Raw genomic sequence first — 20,777 nt, forward strand, 5'->3', positions numbered from 1 at the left:
TACTTGCGGCTATTGGAAACCAGTCCTAGGCGTGTCGTTTCAAAGAAAGTGTCGCGACGCATCCGGCGGGACCGCCTGCCAGCGTGATATCGGCCTGGTGTAGCCGAGCGATACGATAGGCTCGGCACAGCCCCAACCCCAGACCGCGACCAGCTTCGCGACCTGAATAATACGGATCAAACGCGTGCTGGCGAGCTTCGCTCGATAGCCCGGGCCCGCTATCGGCAACATGAATCCGAACCATGTCACTGTCTTGCACGACGGATACTACAATGGTTCCTTGGCAACCGATTGCATCAACCGCATTGCGAATCAGAACTCGCAAAGCCTCGCCAATCATCAACCGATCCACCGTCAGCTCGATGGGATCCTCGGGAAGACTCACTTCCAAGCGAATGGTCTGGCGTTTGGTCTCTTCACGAAACGAATCGACCACACGACGGATTTCCGCGACGACATCAACGGGCTTCGCCTGAGCCTGAGGCGGATTGGCGTAAAACATCAGGTCCGCGATCATTTCATGCGCGCGGTAGACTTGATCAATGATCCGCTGCAAGGTCGCGACTCGCGCGGGATCCTTTTCGTCTTTCTGAAGCTGCTGGGCACGGGTAGAAATATTGGCCAACGGATTGTTGATCTCGTGAGACAATCCGTAAGCGAGTTGTTTCACCGCACCGAGTTTGTTCTTGTGGAGTCGTTCGTCAAACGATCGTTCAAGTGATCGATGCTGTTCAACTTGACGAGCAAGTTGCTGAAGCGAATCGCCTTCAACGTCTGCGGACAAAGATTGGACCGCGCCGTTTGTCGGTGCAACCACCGTGGGCCATTGTTGTTGCCACGCCACGGGAACCGGCGGTCCGAAAGTTTCCAACCACAACGATGCGTCGTTCATCCACAAATCAACGGGCAAGGTTCGGAAGTGATCGCTAAGCTTTTGAGTCTGCTTAGCAACGTCGATCTGAGGAGGTTCAAACCCTAAGTACGCGTCCCCATTGGCAAAGCAACCCGTCGCATGATCGATCAACCAACGAGCAAGGTCAGTGACCTCAACCTGCGACGCGTCGATGTGGACAGCGCAAAAGATCAACAAAGGTGCATCGCGCTGGATCACCCCCGACAAGTGATCGACCAATGACCTCGGAATCGCCTGTGATCGCTCTTTAGAAAGCAAAAGGCGAATGATTGCATCAGTCGCATCCAACGATCGTGGTAACCACCATCGCTGAGATCCACGCCGGATGCAGGGCAACCACGCCATCGAGTCCGTCCTTTGCGTCATGGCAACGGGGAAGTCGTTTGAAATGGATGACCCAGGAAAACTCGAAACAGGAATCGCCACAGCGTCATTGCTCGACGCCAATGCAGGAATGAGTTCGCTTCGAACCGAATCGAACGCCATTCCACCATCGCCGTCGACCACGCTAGGCCCGGTCGGCGGCTTAGGTTTATCCACGACTAGTTCGTTACGCCGCGTTCAATTTCCAACAGGTCGCAAGCGCGATTGACTAGATCGTCAATCGAGAAAGGCTTCTGCATGAAATCGTTGGCGCCGGCAGCCCTAAGTGCGTCGACTTTATTGTGTTCGACCATCCCCGAGATGCACAGGATCTTAACCGTGTCCATCGTGGGGTCCGTGCGAACACGTTGGCAAACTTCTTTGCCATTGATATCGGGGAGCATAACGTCGAGCACAACCAAGTCCGGTCGGAACTCTTTCACACCCATGCCGGCATCAAAACCGTTATTCGCGGTTCGAATATCGAACCGACCGTCACGATCGAATCCGTCTTTCATCAAATCAACGAGATCTTGGTCGTCATCGACGATCAAGAGTTTCTTCTTTCCGCTTTCAAGAGCATCGGTGGGAATCCCGTTGTCTTTCATGAACAGGTAAAGCTGTTCGCGGGGAATCCGCCGAAACTTGCTGCCTGGAACGCGAAAGCCCTTCAACGACCCGTTGTCGAAACAACGAATGATTGTTTGCTGGCTGACCTTACAGATCTTCGCCGCTTCGCCTGTCGTAAATACCGTTTTAGTGGTCATGGCAGAAACCATCCTCCCTGCATGACTAGCCTTGTCAGAATGAACCGATGCCTTGAATTCACGGGCAACAGCGACGAGACATTCCCGAAACCGTGCATTGAAACCAAAGCGAACCGTTAGTGAGTGCCGCAAAATTGCTTAGTGCGTTGACTCAAGCGAGTCCGTTAGCGCTAAGAAAATCGACGAAACATACGGCCGAGAAATCCCACGCATCCGCTGCGCGACGTCCACTCGACCATTCACCAATGGCCCTCCTTTAACAAACTCGCCGCTCCACCGCACTAGCACATTTCAATGCCAGATTACGTGAAGAACGCAAGCAGCAAGAAGCTCCAAGCCTCTCTGCCTTTCCAAGCTTGCCTCGTCGACGAATTCTATCGTTTTAACCAACTCGGTCAAGATCGATTCATTCGCCGTAAGTTGTTGCTAATCATTGATTTAAATGAATGCGTCGAGGAAGCGAAGAAAAAAGCGATGCACCCACTTGGGGTAATCACGCCAAGATAAGCCCGGTGAATTGCGTGACTTCCGCGAATTGCGTTGCGTTCGCGGTTGGGGCAAACCGGAGCAAGAGTAGAAGAACGACTTCGTCGATGACCAACAAAAATAGAAAGCCGAAATTTGATTTCCCCGATTCGACTTGCCAACTTGCTTTCCCTACTTTGCTTCGAGGTAGGCCAAAACCAACGCGATGTCGGCGGGTGTGATTCCACTGATCCGTTTGGCTTGGTCCAGACTTAACGGTCGCACCTTACAGAACTTCTCACGCGCTTCGTTCCGAAGCGCCCTGATTTTGGCGTAGTCGAACGTGGCCGGGATCCGCTTTCCAGCCAACCGCTGAGCCTTCTCGACTTCCATTTTCTGTCGAGAGATATAGCCCTCGTACTTGATATCAAACAAGCACTGCTGCGCCGCTGAGGATTCGATTGCTTGAAGTTCCGAGTTTACTTGACACATCGTGGACCAATCCACCTCGGGCCGACGCAGGTACACATCACCCGGAGTATCCGCGACACGCGTCGCTTTGAGCAATTCAAAGCCACGATCAATATCCGCCAATTTCTTAGCGAATCGTTCCCGACGTTCACTGGAAATTAGCCCCAACGAATCTGCTTGCGCGGTGAGTCGGCGATCCGCGTTGTCCTGACGCAGCAGCAAACGATACTCGGCGCGGCTGGTGAACATTCGATAGGGTTCGTCGGTGCCGGCAGTCACCAAATCGTCAACCAACACGCCGATGTATGCTTGGTCTCGCGATGGCACCCACGTAGGTTTTCCAGCAACGGTCAGCGCTGCGTTCAGACCGGCAATCAATCCCTGGCCGGCAGCTTCCTCGTAACCGGTCGTGCCGTTGATCTGGCCGGCGAAAAACAATCCTTTGACCGACTTGGATTCCAGGTGCGACCACAACTGAGTCGGTGGACAAAAATCGTACTCCACGGCGTATCCATAGCGCATGATCGAGGCATTTTGGAGTCCTTCGATTCGCTTGAACATCTCATCCTGAACGTCCCGCGGCAAACTCGTCGAGATCCCGTTAACGTAGACCTCTTGGGTGTCATGGCCCTCAGGTTCCAGGAACAATTGATGTTGAGACTTATCCGCGAAGCGAACCACCTTGTCCTCGATTGACGGACAGTATCTTGGACCTTGTGAATTGATTTGGCCCGAGTACATCGGCGCGCGATCGAGGTTGGCTCGAATCAACTCGTGAACAGATTCGTTTGTGTAAGTGATGTGACAGGGAACTTGCTCGGTGACCACTTTGTCAGTCAAGAACGAAAACCCTTGGGGATCATCATCGCCGGGTTGCTCTTCGAGTTTCGAGTAATCGATCGTGCGAGCATTCAAACGGGGCGGCGTCCCGGTTTTGAAACGTTCCACTTCAAAGCCAAGCCGAGCGAGTGCTCCGCTAATACCCGATGTGGTTCCTTCGCCCCCACGACCGCCGGCTGTCTTGGCTTCACCGGTGTGCATGATCGCTTGCAGGAACGTGCCGGTCGTAAGCACAATCGTTGGCGCTCGGTACTCGGCGTTGCCACGGACGCGGACACCGGCAACTTGTGGTGACTCGCCGCTTTCATCAATGATCAAATCTTCGACCGTCTCTTGCCTCAGGTCGAGGTTGTCTTGCAGTTCAATCCGATGCTTGATGAACTGTTGATAGGCCTTCTTGTCGGCCTGAGCTCGCGGGCTATGCATCGCCGGGCCCTTGCGCCGGTTGAGCATTCGAAACTGGATGGCCGTGGCGTCGATCGCCTCTCCCATCAATCCACCCAGCGCGTCGACCTCGCGGACGATTTGTCCTTTGGCAACGCCGCCGATCGCCGGGTTGCACGACATTTGACCGACGGTGTCAAGGTTCGTGGTCAACAGAGCCGTTTTGGCTCCGAGCCGAGCCGCAGCAGCAGCGGCTTCCGTCCCGGCGTGCCCAGCACCGATCACGATGACGTCATAGTAATAAAGACAGGCGTTCATATTTTTTCTTTAGTTTGCATCGTTAAACGTCGAAGCCGATTTGAGGTGGAGTCGATCGATGCGGAATTTCTTGTTCCGCATCTGTTTCACACGTTTCTCAATGTGCTTGACGTATTATCCGCAGTTCTCAGTCGAAGTATCACGATGCAAATGGCGGGCAAGAAGAGTCAATCTGGACTCCGCAGACGTTTTTCGAAAATCCTTAGAGACTCCCTCGGGATTCGCGGGAATATTCGCGAACGCCTTCTCTGGGCCGCAGCACCGTTTTTGTTGGTCCCCATGCTGATAGACACTGCGTCGGCTGTCGAGGTGAGCAACCCCGATTCGACCGTTACCAGCGGCAGTACAACCGCGAACACCACCCATGCTCCTATTCGACCAGGACAGTCGGCGGCCCCCGTCGCTAAGCCCAGCCCCGACAGCTTCATCCTAGGCGCAAAATCGTTTTCCATCCCGTTCACGGTAAACGACCAACCTAATGGACCGGTGAACGTCCACCTGTACGTCGCCGATCCAGCCTCGGATTCTCAACAATGGCGTTGGGTAGCAGCGAAAACCTCGAAGAACGGGAAACCGCAAGAATTCGAATTCGTTGCTGACCGTGACGGCGAATACTGGTTTGCGACTTGGACCACCGAGGCCAAGACAAGCCAAGCTCAACCACCGGCTCACGATCTTCAACCTGGCCAAATCCAACCCCAGCGAAAGATCTTTGTCGACACGACTGAACCGCGAATCGAGTTGTCGGTGGACTCCGACGGCGATGGACGAGTGGCTGTGTTTGCAACGATCGACGACGCGACCGATATTTCAGACATTACGATCCGGTACATTACCGATCGAATGCAGCAGTGGGCTGACATCGATTCGGCTCTGCTCAAGAAAGCCGGCGCCGTTCACTTTTCGACCCAGGACGACTGGGACCAATTGTCGGTTCGCATGGTCGCCCGCGACAAAGCTGGCAATCAAAGTGTTGCCGATAGGATGATTCGCAAGCCTCGTATCGCCGAGGCACCTGGGCCCCGCTATGCCGATGCCTCCTTGTCGCCGATCTATGGCAACGCTCAACCGGCCTACCCTCGCCAGTTCGCCGACGCAGTCCCGCAAGGATTCGCCAGCGGTGCGATGGCTGGTTACGGCTATGCTCCAAACGCCATGGCAAACCCTTACCGCGGCGCGATGAACAATTTATCGTCCACGCGTACAAGCGCACCTGTGGGGCTTCCCGCTGGACTTCCCACACGGCCGGTCGCGCAATCGAACCCTGCGATTGAAACCCTGCCGCCACCAGCAACACTCGAACAGATCAGTAACGGCTTTGGTTTGACGAGTCCACAGCAGGCCAGTCCTCATCCGCCGCTGCCGGAAACCATTCCGGCGCCCGCCCCATCGGTTGATCCGCAATCCCGTTCGGAACAACCCAAGGCACCTGAGCTTAGTCGTCAACGATCTCGCTCAGTTCAAGAGGCGATGCGGCCTTTGTCTGAACGCAGTGTGGTGCCACCGAAGTACAGCAGCAACGAAGACGAAACTGGAAGTGCCAGCGATCGCAACGTCGCCAATCGTCCGTCCGTGCAATCACCATCACCGAACTTGCGATCCCAGGTGCTATCGCGCGTACCCGTGCGTTTTAGTGACAGCGAACGATTCAGCTTGGACTATGTCCTCGAAGCCGTCGGCAGCCAAGGCGTCGAGGCAATTGAACTCTACGGCAGCATCGATGAAGGTGCCTCTTGGAAACTTTGGGGACGCGATCCCGACAAATCAAGTCCCTTTGATATTGAAACACGTGAAGAAGGCGTATTCAGTTATCGCATCGTCGTTGTCGGCAGCAGCGGCTTGACCAGCGCACGACCGCTCGCAGGCGATCTTCCGGACATCGTTGTCGTTGTCGACAAACAGGCACCTGAAGTTCGAATTAGCGGAGCCCGTTACGGACAAGGGGATCGCGTCGGGTCACTTGTAATTCAATACGAGTGCGACGACTCGAATTTGAAAGAGCGTCCGATTGCATTGTCGTACAGCGAAAGCGTCGATGGTCCCTGGACCACTATCGCCGGCGGCTTGCGGAACGATGGCGACTACGCGTGGCCTGCCGATCCTGGTTTGCCGCGTGCGTTCTACTTACGACTCGACGCGACCGATAAAGCTGGCAATGTCGGAACGTACATTCTTGACACACCGATTGACGCGCAAGGCCTTGCACCTCGAGCCCGCATCCGTGGATTCCAGACCCTTTCAGGTTCCTAGTTCACTTGGAACCCAGGGCTTTCAAGACTTCGTTGTGCAGTTTGCCATTCGTGCCAACTCCATCACCACCACGGCACGTTACAACGCCCTTCCAATCGGTGAATGTCCCACCCGCTTCGACAATTATCGGAAGGATCGCAGCGACGTCCCAGGCATTACAAATTGGGTCGACCATGATATCGGCGCGACCGGTGGCAACCATCAGGTAACCATAGCCATCACCCCAAGACCGGGTAATAAACGCTGATGATTCAAGGGACTCGTACCCTGACTTGGCACCTCGCTGTGCAAACGAATCCACTTGGCTCACCACGAACACGGCTTCGTCAATACTTGTCTTATTGGAAACACGAGCCGCTTGCCACGAAGCATCGCAAACGCGAACCCAGCTTCCATGCCCCATCGCCGCCACGATGATTTCATTCAGTGCGGGAATGAAAATCACGCCCCCCAGAGGTTCGCCTTTCCACTCCAAAGCCAGCAAGGTCGAGTACAACGGCACGCCGCAGATGAACGACTTCGTTCCGTCGATTGGGTCAACGACCCAGCGATAGTCACTTGAGCCTGATTTTTCAGCGAACTCTTCCCCCTGCATGGTATCCGTGGGAAATCGTTCGGTGATCAAGTCACGAACCAATTGCTCTGCTTCGCGGTCCGCGATCGTCACCGGCGACGCGTCACTCTTTGCATCGAAGGTCAATTCCGGATTGCGGAAGTATTTCAAAGTATGAGCCCCGGCTGCGGTGGCAACTTCAATCATTGCAGCCAAGCGACCTTCATGCAGATCTTGCCATTGGCTGGGATCACGTTGCGTGTTCATGGTTAGATTCCTTGTTCCCGTCGCGGTTTTAGTTTTGAAGTTCTTGTGGGGAGCTATGGGTCGATTCAGGATCGCGAGCAAGAAAGATTGACTGGATCATCAGCATCGCGGCACCAACGACCAGCAGCGAATCGGCGATGTTAAAGTTGGGCCAGGGGTCGAACATCGGCAAGCCCTCGATACGAAACAAAATCCAATCTCGCACCCCACTCTTCCAGGGCTCGGGAAAGCCAGGTTCCCACCACATGCCCAGTCGATCGTAGAGGTTGCCCAGAATGCCGCCGCAGATCAGTCCGAGTGCCCAAGTCAACCACAATGACTCCGCCGCACCGAACTTGAACAACCAAGCCAGAATTGCAATCCCGGCAATGATGGAAAACACGGCGAAGAAGGTGCCCTTCCCTGCTCCTAACCCGAACACCGCCCCAATGTTGACCGCCGTTTCGATTCCGAAGATTCCATCGATAATCCAATACGGTGATTTCTCGCCAGGCAACCCGCGGGCTGAAAACACAGCCGCTTTAGACCACAAGTCAGCCACAACGCCGATCAACGCGAGCGCAAAGAACAATACGATCCGCGAAATGGGATAGGAGCGATCGTTTGACGAGTTCAAAAGTCTTACCTGTCGAGTGGAACAAGATCTTGGTCGAATCCCGAACTATACCGACGCCTCCGGTTCAACGAAACACTAGCCCTAAGTAGCTAGCAGGCAACCGATGACAGAAGACGCTTATAAACAGGGTCAACATAGACAAGGGGAACCACGAAAAGCCAGTTTTAGATCGTGCAGCAGTGCGGATCGTTGATCTAGCCTAGCCGTGCGGCGGAAAAAGCTGACGCTTGTTCGCTTGGCCGAGACCACCGACAATTAACACCATGCCTGAACTTCCTGAAGTCGAAACGATGCGTCGCGGAATCCTGCCAATTTTGGGTTGCCGAATCACCAGTGCCGAGCGTCCGGCCTGCACTCGGCGGCCAATTTTGCTGCAGCCTCGCATTGATGCCTTCGATCGCCGCGTTCGTGACCGTGTCGTTGTCAACGTGGGCCGACGTGGGAAACGGGTCACAATCCACCTCGACGATAGCCAAACAATTGTGATTGAACCCAGGATGACGGGTCTCGTGTTGCTGGCCGAACCTCCGACGACCGACCACCTTCGTCTGCGTTTGAACTTGTCGGCTGGTTCCACTAAGTCGTCTCGTCCAAACGAATCGACTGGCGCAGGTGAATCGACTGGCTCAACTGATTTGGGCGGTCCTATTGATCAATTGTTGTTTTGGGATCGACGTGGCCTCGGAACGGTTCGCTTGCTTCATCCCGCCGAAATGGCTTCCATGGTGGATGCAAAATTGGGTGCAGATGCGTTATGCATTACTGCCGAACAATTGCGAGAGAACCTGGGTTCAAGTCGACGAGCGATCAAGGTCGCGTTGCTCGACCAAGCGGCCGTAGCGGGCATTGGCAACCTTTATGCCGCCGAAATTTTGTTCTTAGCTGGAATAGATCCGCGAACACGATGCGACAAACTTTCGCGGGTCCAGTGGCAGCGAATCCAGGAATGCACACTGAATGTGCTTGAAGATGCCATTGAACACGAAGGCAGCACTTTGTCCGACGGAACCTATCGAAATGCTTTGAATACCGAGGGAAGCTATCAAAATCACCATCGGGTGTACGATCGAGCGGACGTTCCATGTGGGCGTTGTGGTAAAGCCAACATCCGTCGCATCGTTCAGGCTCAGCGAAGCACCTTCTTTTGTCCAATCTGCCAACGAAAAAGTGGGCTTCACGAGACAGTCACGATAAGGTGATAAAGTAATAGCAGAATCGTACACCCCTTGGCTGTCTCGCTAGCGTTTGCCCGCCTACGAGGGCTGGACATCAAGGACTTCCCGCCATTCGCAATCTGTATGTGAGTTTCCCATGATTAACCGACGCGATTGGCTACGAACCGCCACCCTGCTGACCGCTGGGGGAGTCGCCGTTCCCGGCAGCCCCGCTTGGGCTGACGAACGTCGCGCCAGATGGGACGATGCCATCGAAAAAGGTTTAGCCTGGCTCAGCCGCACGCAGTCGTCCCGCGGTCAGTGGAACACTCAGGTCTACCCAACGGCGATGGCGGCTTTGGCCGGAACCGCATTGATCGCCAGTGGCAGCACGACGACTCAAGGGCCGTATGCCCGAGAACTCGCTCGAGCCTCGGACTACTTGATCAGCAAGAGTCGTGGCAATGGTTTGATTGGCGACCCGCAGACTGACACGCGATACACCTACGGGCACGGATTCTCGATGCTGTTTCTTTCCCAAATCCTCGGGGAAGAAGGGTTAATTGATCGACGCGAGGAACTCGTTGAAGTCCTCACCAAAGCGGTCCAGTTCAGTGGCAACGCACAAACCGCTGCGGGTGGCTGGGGCTATGTCTCGGCCAAGGAAGGCAACGACTTTGACGAAGGTTCCACCACGATCACTCAAGTCCAAGGCCTGCGTGGCTGCCGAAACGCGGGAATCCCCGTCAGTGGAAAGGTCATCGATTCAGCGAAAGAATATATCTATGGGTGCAAGAACCCAGACGGAGGCATTAGTTACAGCAGCCGACAAAAAGGCAGTAGCCGTCCTGCGATCACCGCCGCCGCGCTGGCGGCTTTGTACAACGCGGGTGATTACGACAGCCAACACGTTCCCGAAATGCTCGCGTACACCAAGGATTCCTTACACGACATCAGCGACGGGACTCGCGCCTTCGGCCACTGGCACTACACCTATCTTTACTACAGCCAAGTGGTTTATCGCCAAGGCGACGAACTGTGGAAGCCCTTCCGCGATCGGCTTTACGATCGCATCGCTAGCGAGCAGCGACCCGATGGTCTTTGGGAAGGACAAATCCATCCCGTGTACGTGACCGCCTGCAACTTGATCATGATGCAGCTCGACCGGGGCTATTTGCCAATCTATCAACGTTAAGACGGGCCCGAATTGATCTCAAAGCCGACGCCAAACGCCCAAATCCTAAACGCCCAACGATCATCTTCGCTTCGTTAACAGCCAATAGGAACCAAGTCCACTATCTAGCTTCTAGCGATGCTAATCATTTGGCGATATCGAATGCGAAGATCAAATCTTGATCTCGAATGAACAACGTTTGATTGGCGACGACCGGGTGAGCCCAAATCGCTCCCTTGTCTCGCTCGAGTTCAGTTTGCTTAGGCAAAACAACCTTGCCTGTTTCTTTCCAGCCATCGCGGTTGGGCGTGACCAAATAGCAAGATCCATCGGTGTCGTTGTAGCAATACAACTTGCCATCGGCGTAGCAGATCGAACCACTCTTGTTCTTGTCGACGCTTTGTTCCCAAAGCACTTCGCCGGACTCTAAATCTTGAGCCATCCAAACACCGCGATTGATTTTGGAAAATCCGTAGATCACACCATCGACCAACACCACGCCACCATGATGATTGCGCATTGTTTTGCCTTCGAGGTGATAGATCGACTCGGTCTTTAACTTCCCGTCATCGCCTGCGGACAACTTCAACAACGTGTTGCCGGCACCATAGTCACTGGTGTGATAGAGCTGATCGCCCACCAAGACAGGCGTTGGAATCACCGCGACGTCGTTGCCTGTTGTGTCGTCACTGAATACCTCGTTGCCGCTGGTCACGTCGAATGCGAACAACCCCGGTTTGCTGGCAGTCACGTAGAAAGTCGTCGAACCTACGGTGCCCTTCAGCGGAGAAACGTATTGCACCGGCGCGTTGACACCTTGGCTGGCCCAGACCTTGTCGCCAGAAGTTCGATCGAGTCCGACCATAAAGTTCTCGCCACCTGGGGTAACGATCACCCGATCGCCGTCCACCAATGGTGATTCGCTATAACCCCAGACCGGCACCTTGCCACCGTAAACGTCGACCATGTCGACGGACCATTGCACTTCGCCGCTGTCCTTGGCAAGCGCGACGACCACACCAATGTCGGTCGTCAGGAAAATTTGGTCACCATCAACGGTGGGTGTGGCGCGAGGGCCACCACCCCAACCGTGGTTGTACTCGCCCGAAGTGCTAGCCTTGCCGACGGCTGTTTTCCACATTTCTTTGCCGCTCTTGAAGTCGATGCAATAGGCGTAGCAGTTTTCTTCATCCGAGCCCATCGTGTAGATGCGGTCATCGACCACTGCTAAAGCAGAGTATCCGCGGCCGGCTTGGGTGAACGTCCACTTCAACCGTGGCCCTTGCTCGGGCCAAGATTCCAGCAGTTCTTGCGGGGCAGCATGTCCGTCTCGCTGTGGACCACGCCACTGGGGCCAATCGGCATCACCAGCAAACAGGTCAGAGGCAGGCGTGATTACTGCGACAAGCAAGCACAACGTAGCAAAGCGTTTCATAAAAAACCAAGTCAGCAATGTGTAATTTGGATGTTGCACCGACTGCGCTACCATGAGCAGGTTCGCAAAAAATGTCAAACGTGGGCAAGCCTAGAAGTATAAATCAGTCCGCGTCAAAACGTCGATGGTATCGGGCGTTTAGGGAAACCCCTCAGTGAACAGGCTCGTTCATCTGCAAATGCACCATCTCGCGATATCGGCCGTCCTTGGCGAGCAATTCGTGGTGTGACCCCACTTCAACGACGCGTCCTTCGTCAAGAACCACGATTTTGTCGGCTCCGGTGATCGTGGAAAGCCGATGCGCAATCACGAAGGCAGTGCGATCTTGCAGCAATTCAGCCAAACTGTTTTGAATCAGCCGTTCACTCTGGCTGTCCAAATTACTGGTCGCTTCATCCAAAATCAGGATCTTCGGATCTGCCAAAATCGCTCTCGCGATCGCTAACCGTTGGCGTTGCCCCCCGGAAAGCTTGACTCCGCGTTCACCGATGATCGTGTCGTAACCCTCGGGCATCTTCTGGATGAACTCATCAGCTGCTGCAGCCGAAGCGGCCGCGATGATGTCGCTTTCGGACCAATGCTTTTTGGCATAGCCAATATTTTCGCGAACGGATCCGTCGAATAAGAACACGTCCTGTTCAACGATACCAAGCAGACTGCGATAGCTCCCCAAATCAATGTCTCGCAGATCTCGTCCATCGAGCGAGATGGATCCCGATGTGGGGTCGTAAAATCGAGCGATCAAATTCGTCAGCGTTGTCTTGCCTGCCCCACTTCGTCCAACCAATGCAACCGTTTGGCCAGCTTCGACCTCAATCGAAACATTCTGCAACACCATTGGTTCCGAACTGGGATAGCGAAAGCTAACGTCCCGCATCGACATCGCGCCACGGACTTCCGATCGACGAACGACTCTCGCTTCTTTGCGCGTGGGTAATTCTTGTTCAACATCAAGGACATCTAACACTCGATCGAGCCCCGCCAAATTGTTTTGGAAACCCACGGCGCTACCAGCAAGGGTGGCTAAGGGATCCAATAACATGGTCAGGTACACCAAGAACATCATCAAATCGCCCAGAGTCAATTGATTGTCGATGATCTGGTATCCGCCGTAGAGAAGCAGCCCTGTGGATGCCAGCGGGATGATGACCTCCCAAATCATTTCGATGATGCGAGTCCACCACCAAGTGAACAATTGCTGACGCACAAGAAAGTCGCCTTCGCGGACAAAGCGAGACGATTCGTTGCGGCTACGTGAAAAAGTTCTCACCACACGAATACCACCAAACGTTTCCGTTGCTCCGGCATCGATACGTTGCCGCTGCTTTCGGATATCCCGATACAACGGACGAATGCGGTTGATCCAAGTGCGATGCGTGACCCAAACGATTGGCAACAACAACAGGCCACCGACCATCAACTTCCAGTCCACCAGCATCAAAATGACCAGGCTACCAACGAACTGAACGATCGCACGCCAAGGGTTGTACAGCATGCTGAAGATCAAATCCGCTACTCCGCCGGCATCTTCGCGAATCAAACTGGCCACCCCACCGCTCTTCATGCCGTACACCTGGTGCAAGGGTAAGCGAATGGAATGTTCAAATACCCGACGACGAACCGACACCTGAGTCTTGTTGACTGCCTTGGTTGCGATCCAGCGGGACGCCAAGTGAACGCACGTTGCGATCGCGGTAACGACTACGACCACAATTGAAATTGCAACCAACAGGCCCATCCGAGAGTCGGGCAATTCGAGAACATCCAGGAACGCGGGCAGCGGTTTCGGGGGCGTGGTGAGCGCCGAGTCGATCGCGAGCTTGGTTCCAAACGGTGGAATCAAACGAAGGCCGATCCCGATCGTCAACAATCCCATCGAGAGGATGATCTGCCCATGATGCTCCGCGGTGAGCGCCCAGAACGATCGCAACAGTTCCCAAAAGCCGCGTTCACGTTCCCCTAGTTTCTTGGGACTGCGATCCTCTCTTCCGTGAGGCTGAACGGGTGCCTTGTCCGCGTTGCGTTGACGGACCTTGTCACGATACTTTGAAAAACGGCGTCGGCTAGGATCAGTGGGCATGTGGTATTCATAGCGGATGGGCGAGTCGAACGGTCCCCCTCAAGATAGGCGGACCGCCAAGTTTCCCGCTCCGCCGAACTGTGTTGGCTGCTGAAAGAGCCACGACGCTCGCGACTTTCTAGGGGAAATTATCAAAAGCTGTGCCTTGGGGTACGTTGCCTCAATCGGGTCGATCGAATCCAATGGCCTCGCTAGGTGGTTCCCATTAAGCTTGCCACCCCAGTCCCGCCTCCCACCTGAGTATCTGCTGTGACTTTAATCGACTACGTCGTCCTGTTTGTTTACTTCGCCGTCATGATCGGCATCGGTTTCTGGGCGATGAAGGGTGTGAAGAACCAGGAAGATTATTTCATGGGCGGGCGTGGCTTCGGAAAGCTGTTGCAAACGTTTGCGGCTTTCGGAGCAGGAACCGGAGCTCATGAACCGGTCACCGTGGGTCGAACCGGTTGGACAAGCGGACTCAGCGGTGTCTGGTCGGCGCTAATGTGGCTGTTTGTCACACCGGTCTACTGGATCACTGCAGTCTGGTATCGCCGGATGCGTCACCTCACACTTGGCGATTGGTTTGTTGAACGCTACCAATCCAAAGCGATGGGCGCAGCCTACACGTTGTTCGCCATCGTGTTCTACATGTTTTACTTATCGACAATGCTTTCCGCGATCGCCAAGTTTGCAGTGCCGCTTCTAGGTTTTGAAGTTGGCCTCTTCGGCTGGGAACTGAAGTACACATTGATTCCCGCGATCGCCCTGGTCGTGATTCTCTACGGAGTATTAGGTGGCCTGACGGCGGCTTACTTCACGGACTTGATTCAAGGGTTGTTCATCATTCTGTTATCGGTGCTGCTTATCCCGTCGGGGCTATGGGCATTGGCCAAACGTTTTGGCGGTCCCGATGAACAAACACTAATGGATGGGTTTCGCATCATGCACGAGCGTGTTTCGGAAGACCACTTCAATCTGTTCTCTGGTCCATCCAGTGGTGAATTTCCGATTCAATACATTCTTTCCCTATCCATTTTGGCGATGGTGGGAATCGTCGTTCAACCTCACTTCATCGCCACGGGTGGTGGTTCAGCAAAAAGTGAAGACGGGGCCAGAATTGGATTGGTCGTGGGTAACTTCTTAAAACGGCTCTGCACGGTCGGTTGGGCGTTAACGGCACTGATCGCTCTGGCTTTGCTTTCCGGCAACGCCGAGATCGCAGCGGACCCAGATCGCGTTTGGGGCGTCGCTGCCCGCGAGATTCTTGGACCTCTAAATCTAGGCTTGGTCGGTTTGATGCTGGCGTGTTTGTTGGCCGCGATGATGAGCTCGGCGGACACCTACATGATTGTGACCAGCGGTTTGGTGGTGCGAAACTTGTACGCGCCATATATCGAGCCTGATGCCGATGAGAAACGCTACCTGTTGGTGGGTCGTTTGACGGGACTGATCATCATCATCGGCGCCTCATGGGTAGCACTTCGATACTCGGATGTATTTGGCCAATTCAAGTTGGCGATGGAATTACCCATCCTGTTTGCCGCGCCGTTTTGGATTGGGATGTACTGGCGTCGAGCTAATTGCCGAGCAGCTTGGGGAACGATCGCGTTCTCGATCGTGTTCTTTTTTGTGCTTCCCACTACCCTGCCCCATTTGATCCCTTCGTTGAAGGAATCGGAATCGTTGGCAGCGAAGACGGAATTGGTTACCACCGAGTTCACGCGAAACGCCACTCAAGCGGATGTCGAAAAACGAATTGCCTGGGAAGCAATCGACCGCGATGTCACTTCGCCGACTGGGCCGGAACCACCCGAGGCCGTATTGGGTGAACCGATTACGATCACCAGCATCACTGGGGGCAAACCAATTTACTGGTCCGAAACAGAGTCGCTTAACATCGACCTCGTTGCCTACTCGGCTATGGGATTTGACTTATCCAAAGCGTCGAAGGCGACTCTCGAAACATTGCGTCTTCCGTCGCGAGTGCTCTTACCGTTCCTGGTACTCGTGGTGTTGAGTTTGTTTACCCGGCGAGACGAACCGGTGGCACTTCAGCGTTACTTCGCGAAGATGAACACCCCCGTGGACCCCGACCCCGTCGCCGACCAAGTGAAACTGAAGAAAGCGTATGAATCGCAGTCTACCGATCACAAAATCTTCCCCCATTCGGACTGGGAATTTGTCTGGCCCACTCGCAAAGACGTGCTCGGATTCCTAGCAGCATGCCTGGTCTGCGCTGCCATCATCGCATTGATGCAGTTCCTGGCGAAGATCGGCGGTTAACCAGTCTGGAATGGTGAGCTACTTCAGGTTGTCCAATTTGACTCGCTGAGTGATATCCTTTGCGATAGCGAAAATCATGTTCTGTTCGGGCAGCGACTTGGCAGTCCATTCGAACCAATGGTAATGACCTTCGCTGTCGAGGTAGCGATTTTGGAAGTCGATTACACAATTACCGCTCGCCAATTCACTCACTACTTCTAGGGTTCGATCTCGATCGTCAGGGTGTACCAATGCCATGAACGGTTCTGAGATCAACTGCGTTTCGGTGTAGCCGAGCACACGCGTGAAATTAGAATTCACTCGCTTGAAATAGCCATCCAAGCTCGCAATGCAAAACATGTCCATGCTGATTTCAAAGAACTGGTGCAGATCTTCCTCGGCATGAATCATGGACTGTTCCACATGCGCGGTGATCGCGGAAGCCACGCTCTTGGCGTCGCAGGGTCGTTCCCCGGGTTCGCTGGAAAGACAGACCTTCGCTAGGTCAATTAATCGCCGCTCAGATCCGCAATGGTCCAGACGCTCGAAAGCATGAGTGAGCGATGCGGTAACGGCTTGCTGATAAGCCTTGTTGACGTTGCAAACTGAAAACGGGGGCTCACCGGTCAAGATCTCGCAAAGGATAGCTCCCAAACCAAAAACGTCCGAGTAGGAACCAATCTGTTCACCGCGAGCCTGCTCGGGAGGCATGTACGCCAACGTGCCCGTGATCTGCACTGCCGTCCTCGTTTTGCCGAGCGACGCGTCGGTTGTTTCGTTCGCTGACGAAGATTCTTCACGCGCGGAAAAAGGAATCGCAAGATCCTCAATTTCTTGGCTGAGCCCCCAGTCCACCACACGCACTTGCCCAAACAAGCCCACCATAATGTTCGATGGCTTGAGGTCCAGGTGGACCACGCCTTGGGAGTGCGCGTACGCAATCGTTTGGCAAACACTCGCAAATACACCAAGCTCGCGAGACTGTTGAAGCGGCGAACTGTCCGCGTGACTCACTAAACTCGCAAGGGTCTCACCACGAATCAATTGCATCGAAAAGTACGGGCATCCTTCCGAGGTCTCGCCCATATCGTACACCGGTGCAATGCCTGGATGCTGCAACTTCGCGGTCGTTCTCGCCTCGTGAACGAAACGTTTGACCATCCGCACGTCGGAAACATAGTCATCCCGCAGCACCTTCAGGGCGACGTTGCGATTGAAGTACGTGTCCGTCGCGTCGTAAATCACTCCCATCCCACCAAAGCCAATCGGATGGTTGACTCGGTAGCGAGGACATTCCGACAACTCAGCGCCATAGGGATGCGCGAAATCCAATCCGACGAGTTCAAAATCATCGTCGTCTGGTGAGGTGGTGTTCCCCAAAACTGTGGTTATCGCTTCGTCACCAAAACAATGGGCATCTTTCATCTCTTGACTCCCTAACCGCCCCACCCGGAACGGAGGATATTGTACCCCCATTAGCCCATTGCCCGAAAAAAAGAAGCTGTCTGAGGCGAGATTAGAAGGGTTTGTTGCCACATGCACGGGTTGATGACACACCCCAAAGAGCACGAGTGTGACGCTGCTATCTAGTGACAAACGCCAAAGGAATATCCGAATCCCGTCGATTCTTAGGCTTCCGTCGAATACCAACGTCCAAGTGAGACCAGTTCCTTCGGATGACCGAAGGATTTGCTTGTAGTTTGAGCGAGGCCCTTGGAACGCGAGGGTCAATCAACGGTGGACGCAACTCTACGAAGAGATTCGACTCGACAGATCGGCGACCAAGTCGTCAATCTTCACGCGAGTTTGTTCGAGCGTATCGCGGTCGCGAATCGTGACCGTCTTATCGGAAAGCGTGTCGGTATCCACAGTGATGCAGTACGGTGTCCCGGCCTCGTCCTGACGACGATAACGACGCCCTACCGCTCCCTTTTCGTCATAGAAAACATTGAAGTGCTCTTTCAGTTCGCCGTAGATTTCCTTGGCAACCTCGGGCATTCCATCTTTCTTAACCAACGGGAACACCGCAGCCTTGATAGGCGCTAAACGTGGGTGCAATTTCATCACGGTTCGTGTTTGAAGGTTGCCATTTTCATCGGGCGCTTCGTCTTCGGTATACGCTTCACATAGGAACGCTAGAACGCCACGGTCTGCACCTGCCGAAGGCTCGACCACGTGCGGAATGAACTTTTCATTCGTGACTTCGTCGCGGTAGGACAGATCTTTACCACTACCGCGATACTTTGGCTTACCGTTTTCGTTCAGTTCAACCGTCATTGGGTTTGTACTGGGATCTAACTTGCCTTCCATGTGCGAACGCAAGTCAAAGTCGCCTCGGTGAGCGATTCCTTCGAGTTCGCCATACTCGCCTTCGGGCAAGAACGGGAATGCGTATTCAATATCAGCCGTACCGACGCTGTAGTGAGCCAGTTCTTCCACGTGGTGCTCGCGCATGATCAGCGACTCACTGGACAAACCAAGTTTCGTGTACCAAGCCAAACGACGATCACGCCAATAGCGGTACCACTCTTGCGACGTATCGGGATGACAAAAGAATTCAATTTCCATTTGCTCGAACTCACGCGAACGAAACGTGAAGTTGCGAGGGGTGATCTCGTTTCGGAAACTCTTACCAACTTGACCGATCCCAAAGGGAATCTTCACGCGTGAACTATCCACGACGTTTTTGAAGTTAACAAAGATCCCCTGCGCGGTTTCAGGTCGCAAGAATGTCACGTCTTCCTCGCCACCGAGGGCGCCGAGGGTCGTCTTGAACATCAAGTTGAATTCGCGAGGCTCAGTCAACGTATCAAGAGCTTTCGCATCCGGTCCGAGTACGTCTGAGGTGTTGTCGAGCTTGTCGAGAGTCAGCGATTCATCGCCAATGGTGATTTTGTCAGCGTCCTTGGGACGCAATTTGAAGAACTTCATCCCACGACGTCGGACTTCGCTAAGTTCTTCTTCTTGTTCGGCCATCGTCGTGACGAAGACCTTCTGATCTTCATATTGAACGTAGCGTCCACGGACCTGATCGAACCGATAACGTTTCTTTGATTCGCGGCAATCGACCATTTGGTCGCAGAATAAATCGAAGTGACCGCTATTCTTCCAAACCTGGGGGTGCATGATGATCGTGCAGTCCAACCCGACCATTTCGAAGGTCGAGGGGGCAGAGGCCGGTGCGATCAGTTCGTTATGGCCCGCAATCATGTCGTGCCACCACGCGTCTTTGACATTGCGTTTGAGTTCAACCCCTAGCGGTCCGTAGTCCCAAAATCCTTGGACGCCGCCGTAAATTTCGCTGGATTGAAAAAGGAAACCACGTCGCTTACATAGCGACACAATTTTGTCCATCGATTTCATGAAAGTGCTCGTAGCAAATAACGGGCTTACGAGGGGCATTCCCCGTAAGAGATCCGCAGGGAGTGGAGAGTGCGGTGGGAAACCCCGTCAGCATTTAACGGGGAAAGAGTCGAAGAATACGACTTCCATGACCTGCCGTCGACCGATGGTGATGGCCAGAAATGGAAATTCAGCCACCGTTTGGAGATCAATCACCGATCTTCGACTGCCAATCCGAGTCGAAACGCTCTATTGAGCCGACGGATCTTCGTCGGCAGCTTTGTAGCGACGCACCATACCGCTGCCGAAACCAGGCTGCGAGGCAATTTGAGTGCCTCCCTGGGCGCTGACGGCCTCGAAGTTGGCGCTAATTTGGCGACTTAGCGACGCGATTCGCTCGGCAGCCATGGGTTGGCTACCGTTTAGCGCAAGCGAGCGTTGGTAGTTTTGAAGCGCTTGGTTAAGGTCGCCGGTTTGTTCTCGGAGTCTACCCAAGGCGAGCCAGGCGCGAGAATTGTTGGGATCCTTTTGAACGGCATCTTCAAGGTATTTCAAAGCGGTGCTCGGATCGCTCACTTCCTCGTACAAGCGTGCGAGCTCGATTCGAGGCTCAGCAAACTGAGGATTTTGGGCCGCCCAGTTTTTCATAAGCGCGAACGCACGATCGGGTCGCCCTGTGTCAACCAGTAACACTGCGAGGCCACGGTGACATTCAACGTGGTTGGGGTCGTGGTCGAGACATTGATTGTAGAGTGCTTCGGCCTGAGTGATCTGCTGCGAATCGCCTCGCTGGTTGCCCAGCCGGTGGTTCGTCGCGGCCAAGTTGTAGTAGCCGTCCGCGTTCTCGGGATCCGTCGCGATCACCTTTTGGAATTGCTGAAGCGCGGCGGAATACTGGCCTTGCTCGTACAGCCTGGCGCCGGTGGCGTTTTGTCCACCCGCGGCCCACTGGCAGCCCGTTTGGCAGGTCGCCAGGACGGATAAACCGACCCAGACCCAAAATTTCTGTATGAAAATTCCTGACCATCCATCGTCGGTAAGTCGACTTTGACAGTCGGTTTGACGGGATTGTGAGGGCTGGCCTGATGGCAGACGATTGTAAAAAGCCATGAATCGAGTCTTCCGTGACGCGTGCGAGGAT

Annotated in this window: 15 protein-coding genes; 5 read left to right on the forward strand and 10 right to left on the reverse strand. The window is 54.3% G+C overall.

Features of this window, described 5'->3' with window-relative positions; all coding sequences use genetic code 11:
* Positions 1-25 precede the first annotated feature (25 nt).
* Together Pla22_RS03995 and Pla22_RS04000 are read right to left on the reverse strand one after the other, a co-directional pair.
* Positions 26-1,453 (reverse strand): sensor histidine kinase, encoded by a 1,428-nt coding sequence (locus Pla22_RS03995; protein ID WP_146513461.1) that lies wholly within the window; start codon positions 1,451-1,453, stop codon positions 26-28.
* A gap of 2 nt (positions 1,454-1,455) precedes the next feature.
* Entirely contained in the window at positions 1,456-2,043 is a 588-nt protein-coding gene (locus Pla22_RS04000; RefSeq protein ID WP_207310290.1) for a response regulator, read from the reverse strand.
* A 294-nt stretch (positions 2,044-2,337) separates the two neighbouring features.
* Here Pla22_RS04000 and Pla22_RS04005 point away from each other — a divergent pair, with 294 nt between their 5' ends.
* The gene (locus Pla22_RS04005; protein ID WP_146513463.1) at positions 2,338-2,550 is read left to right on the forward strand and encodes a hypothetical protein; all 213 of its coding nucleotides are present in this window, start codon (positions 2,338-2,340) and stop codon (positions 2,548-2,550) included.
* A 150-nt stretch (positions 2,551-2,700) separates the two neighbouring features.
* Here Pla22_RS04005 and mnmG read toward each other — a convergent pair whose 3' ends face one another.
* A complete protein-coding gene (gene mnmG / locus Pla22_RS04010; RefSeq protein ID WP_146513464.1) occupies positions 2,701-4,521 on the reverse strand; it encodes a tRNA uridine-5-carboxymethylaminomethyl(34) synthesis enzyme MnmG in 1,821 nt (606 codons plus the stop codon).
* A 45-nt stretch (positions 4,522-4,566) separates the two neighbouring features.
* On the opposite strand from mnmG, the gene Pla22_RS04015 reads away from it, so the two are divergent.
* Complete coding sequence (locus Pla22_RS04015) at positions 4,567-6,771, forward strand: hypothetical protein (protein ID WP_165440505.1); 2,205 nt, start codon at positions 4,567-4,569, stop codon at positions 6,769-6,771.
* A gap of 1 nt (position 6,772) precedes the next feature.
* Here the strand turns inward: Pla22_RS04015 and hisN are convergent, their stop codons facing one another.
* Both hisN and Pla22_RS04025 read right to left on the reverse strand, forming a co-directional pair.
* A complete protein-coding gene (gene hisN, locus Pla22_RS04020) occupies positions 6,773-7,591 on the reverse strand; it encodes a histidinol-phosphatase (RefSeq protein ID WP_146513466.1) in 819 nt (272 codons plus the stop codon).
* A 28-nt stretch (positions 7,592-7,619) separates the two neighbouring features.
* Complete coding sequence (locus Pla22_RS04025) at positions 7,620-8,207, reverse strand: signal peptidase II (RefSeq protein WP_242631782.1); 588 nt, start codon at positions 8,205-8,207, stop codon at positions 7,620-7,622.
* A 263-nt stretch (positions 8,208-8,470) separates the two neighbouring features.
* Between Pla22_RS04025 and Pla22_RS04030 the strand changes: the two genes are divergently transcribed.
* Both Pla22_RS04030 and Pla22_RS04035 read left to right on the forward strand, forming a co-directional pair.
* A complete protein-coding gene (locus tag Pla22_RS04030) occupies positions 8,471-9,406 on the forward strand; it encodes an Fpg/Nei family DNA glycosylase (RefSeq protein WP_146513467.1) in 936 nt (311 codons plus the stop codon).
* A gap of 112 nt (positions 9,407-9,518) precedes the next feature.
* Complete coding sequence (locus Pla22_RS04035; RefSeq protein WP_146513468.1) at positions 9,519-10,556, forward strand: prenyltransferase/squalene oxidase repeat-containing protein; 1,038 nt, start codon at positions 9,519-9,521, stop codon at positions 10,554-10,556.
* 124 nt (positions 10,557-10,680) lie between these two features.
* On the opposite strand, the gene Pla22_RS04040 is transcribed toward Pla22_RS04035, so the two are convergent.
* Positions 10,681-11,970, reverse strand: a complete 1,290-nt coding sequence (locus Pla22_RS04040) for an outer membrane protein assembly factor BamB family protein (RefSeq protein ID WP_146513469.1) — start codon at positions 11,968-11,970, stop codon at positions 10,681-10,683.
* Positions 11,971-12,121: 151 nt separating this feature from the next.
* Positions 12,122-14,050: an ABC transporter ATP-binding protein gene (locus Pla22_RS04045; RefSeq protein WP_146513470.1), complete on the reverse strand. Its 1,929-nt coding sequence runs from the start codon at positions 14,048-14,050 to the stop codon at positions 12,122-12,124.
* Between the two features lie 249 nt (positions 14,051-14,299).
* Here Pla22_RS04045 and Pla22_RS04050 point away from each other — a divergent pair, with 249 nt between their 5' ends.
* Positions 14,300-16,315: a sodium:solute symporter family protein gene (locus Pla22_RS04050; RefSeq protein WP_146513471.1), complete on the forward strand. Its 2,016-nt coding sequence runs from the start codon at positions 14,300-14,302 to the stop codon at positions 16,313-16,315.
* Positions 16,316-16,333: 18 nt separating this feature from the next.
* Here the strand turns inward: Pla22_RS04050 and Pla22_RS04055 are convergent, their stop codons facing one another.
* The 3 genes from Pla22_RS04055 to Pla22_RS04065 form a co-directional block, all read right to left on the reverse strand.
* A complete protein-coding gene (locus Pla22_RS04055; RefSeq protein WP_165440506.1) occupies positions 16,334-17,719 on the reverse strand; it encodes a protein kinase domain-containing protein in 1,386 nt (461 codons plus the stop codon).
* 324 nt (positions 17,720-18,043) lie between these two features.
* Positions 18,044-19,648, reverse strand: a complete 1,605-nt coding sequence (locus Pla22_RS04060; RefSeq protein ID WP_146515217.1) for a glycine--tRNA ligase — start codon at positions 19,646-19,648, stop codon at positions 18,044-18,046.
* 237 nt (positions 19,649-19,885) lie between these two features.
* Positions 19,886-20,746, reverse strand: a complete 861-nt coding sequence (locus tag Pla22_RS04065; protein WP_146513473.1) for a tetratricopeptide repeat protein — start codon at positions 20,744-20,746, stop codon at positions 19,886-19,888.
* Positions 20,747-20,777 lie beyond the last annotated feature (31 nt).

Origin of the sequence: Rubripirellula amarantea, from assembly GCF_007859865.1 — a bacterium.
Lineage (GTDB): Bacteria > Planctomycetota > Planctomycetia > Pirellulales > Pirellulaceae > Rubripirellula > Rubripirellula amarantea.

What these genes read in the sequence shown, in the direction of transcription:
- Pla22_RS04000 (WP_207310290.1), bottom strand. Translation starts at nt 2,043, where the DNA reads ATGACCACTAAAACGGTATTTACGACAGGCGAAGCGGCGAAGATCTGT.
- Pla22_RS04005 (WP_146513463.1), top strand. Translation starts at nt 2,338, where the DNA reads ATGCCAGATTACGTGAAGAACGCAAGCAGCAAGAAGCTCCAAGCCTCT.
- mnmG (WP_146513464.1), bottom strand. Translation starts at nt 4,521, where the DNA reads ATGAACGCCTGTCTTTATTACTATGACGTCATCGTGATCGGTGCTGGG.
- hisN (WP_146513466.1), bottom strand. Translation starts at nt 7,591, where the DNA reads ATGAACACGCAACGTGATCCCAGCCAATGGCAAGATCTGCATGAAGGT.
- Pla22_RS04030 (WP_146513467.1), top strand. Translation starts at nt 8,471, where the DNA reads ATGCCTGAACTTCCTGAAGTCGAAACGATGCGTCGCGGAATCCTGCCA.
- Pla22_RS04035 (WP_146513468.1), top strand. Translation starts at nt 9,519, where the DNA reads ATGATTAACCGACGCGATTGGCTACGAACCGCCACCCTGCTGACCGCT.
- Pla22_RS04040 (WP_146513469.1), bottom strand. Translation starts at nt 11,970, where the DNA reads ATGAAACGCTTTGCTACGTTGTGCTTGCTTGTCGCAGTAATCACGCCT.
- Pla22_RS04045 (WP_146513470.1), bottom strand. Translation starts at nt 14,050, where the DNA reads ATGCCCACTGATCCTAGCCGACGCCGTTTTTCAAAGTATCGTGACAAG.
- Pla22_RS04055 (WP_165440506.1), bottom strand. Translation starts at nt 17,719, where the DNA reads ATGAAAGATGCCCATTGTTTTGGTGACGAAGCGATAACCACAGTTTTG.
- Pla22_RS04060 (WP_146515217.1), bottom strand. Translation starts at nt 19,648, where the DNA reads ATGGACAAAATTGTGTCGCTATGTAAGCGACGTGGTTTCCTTTTTCAA.
- Pla22_RS04065 (WP_146513473.1), bottom strand. Translation starts at nt 20,746, where the DNA reads ATGGCTTTTTACAATCGTCTGCCATCAGGCCAGCCCTCACAATCCCGT.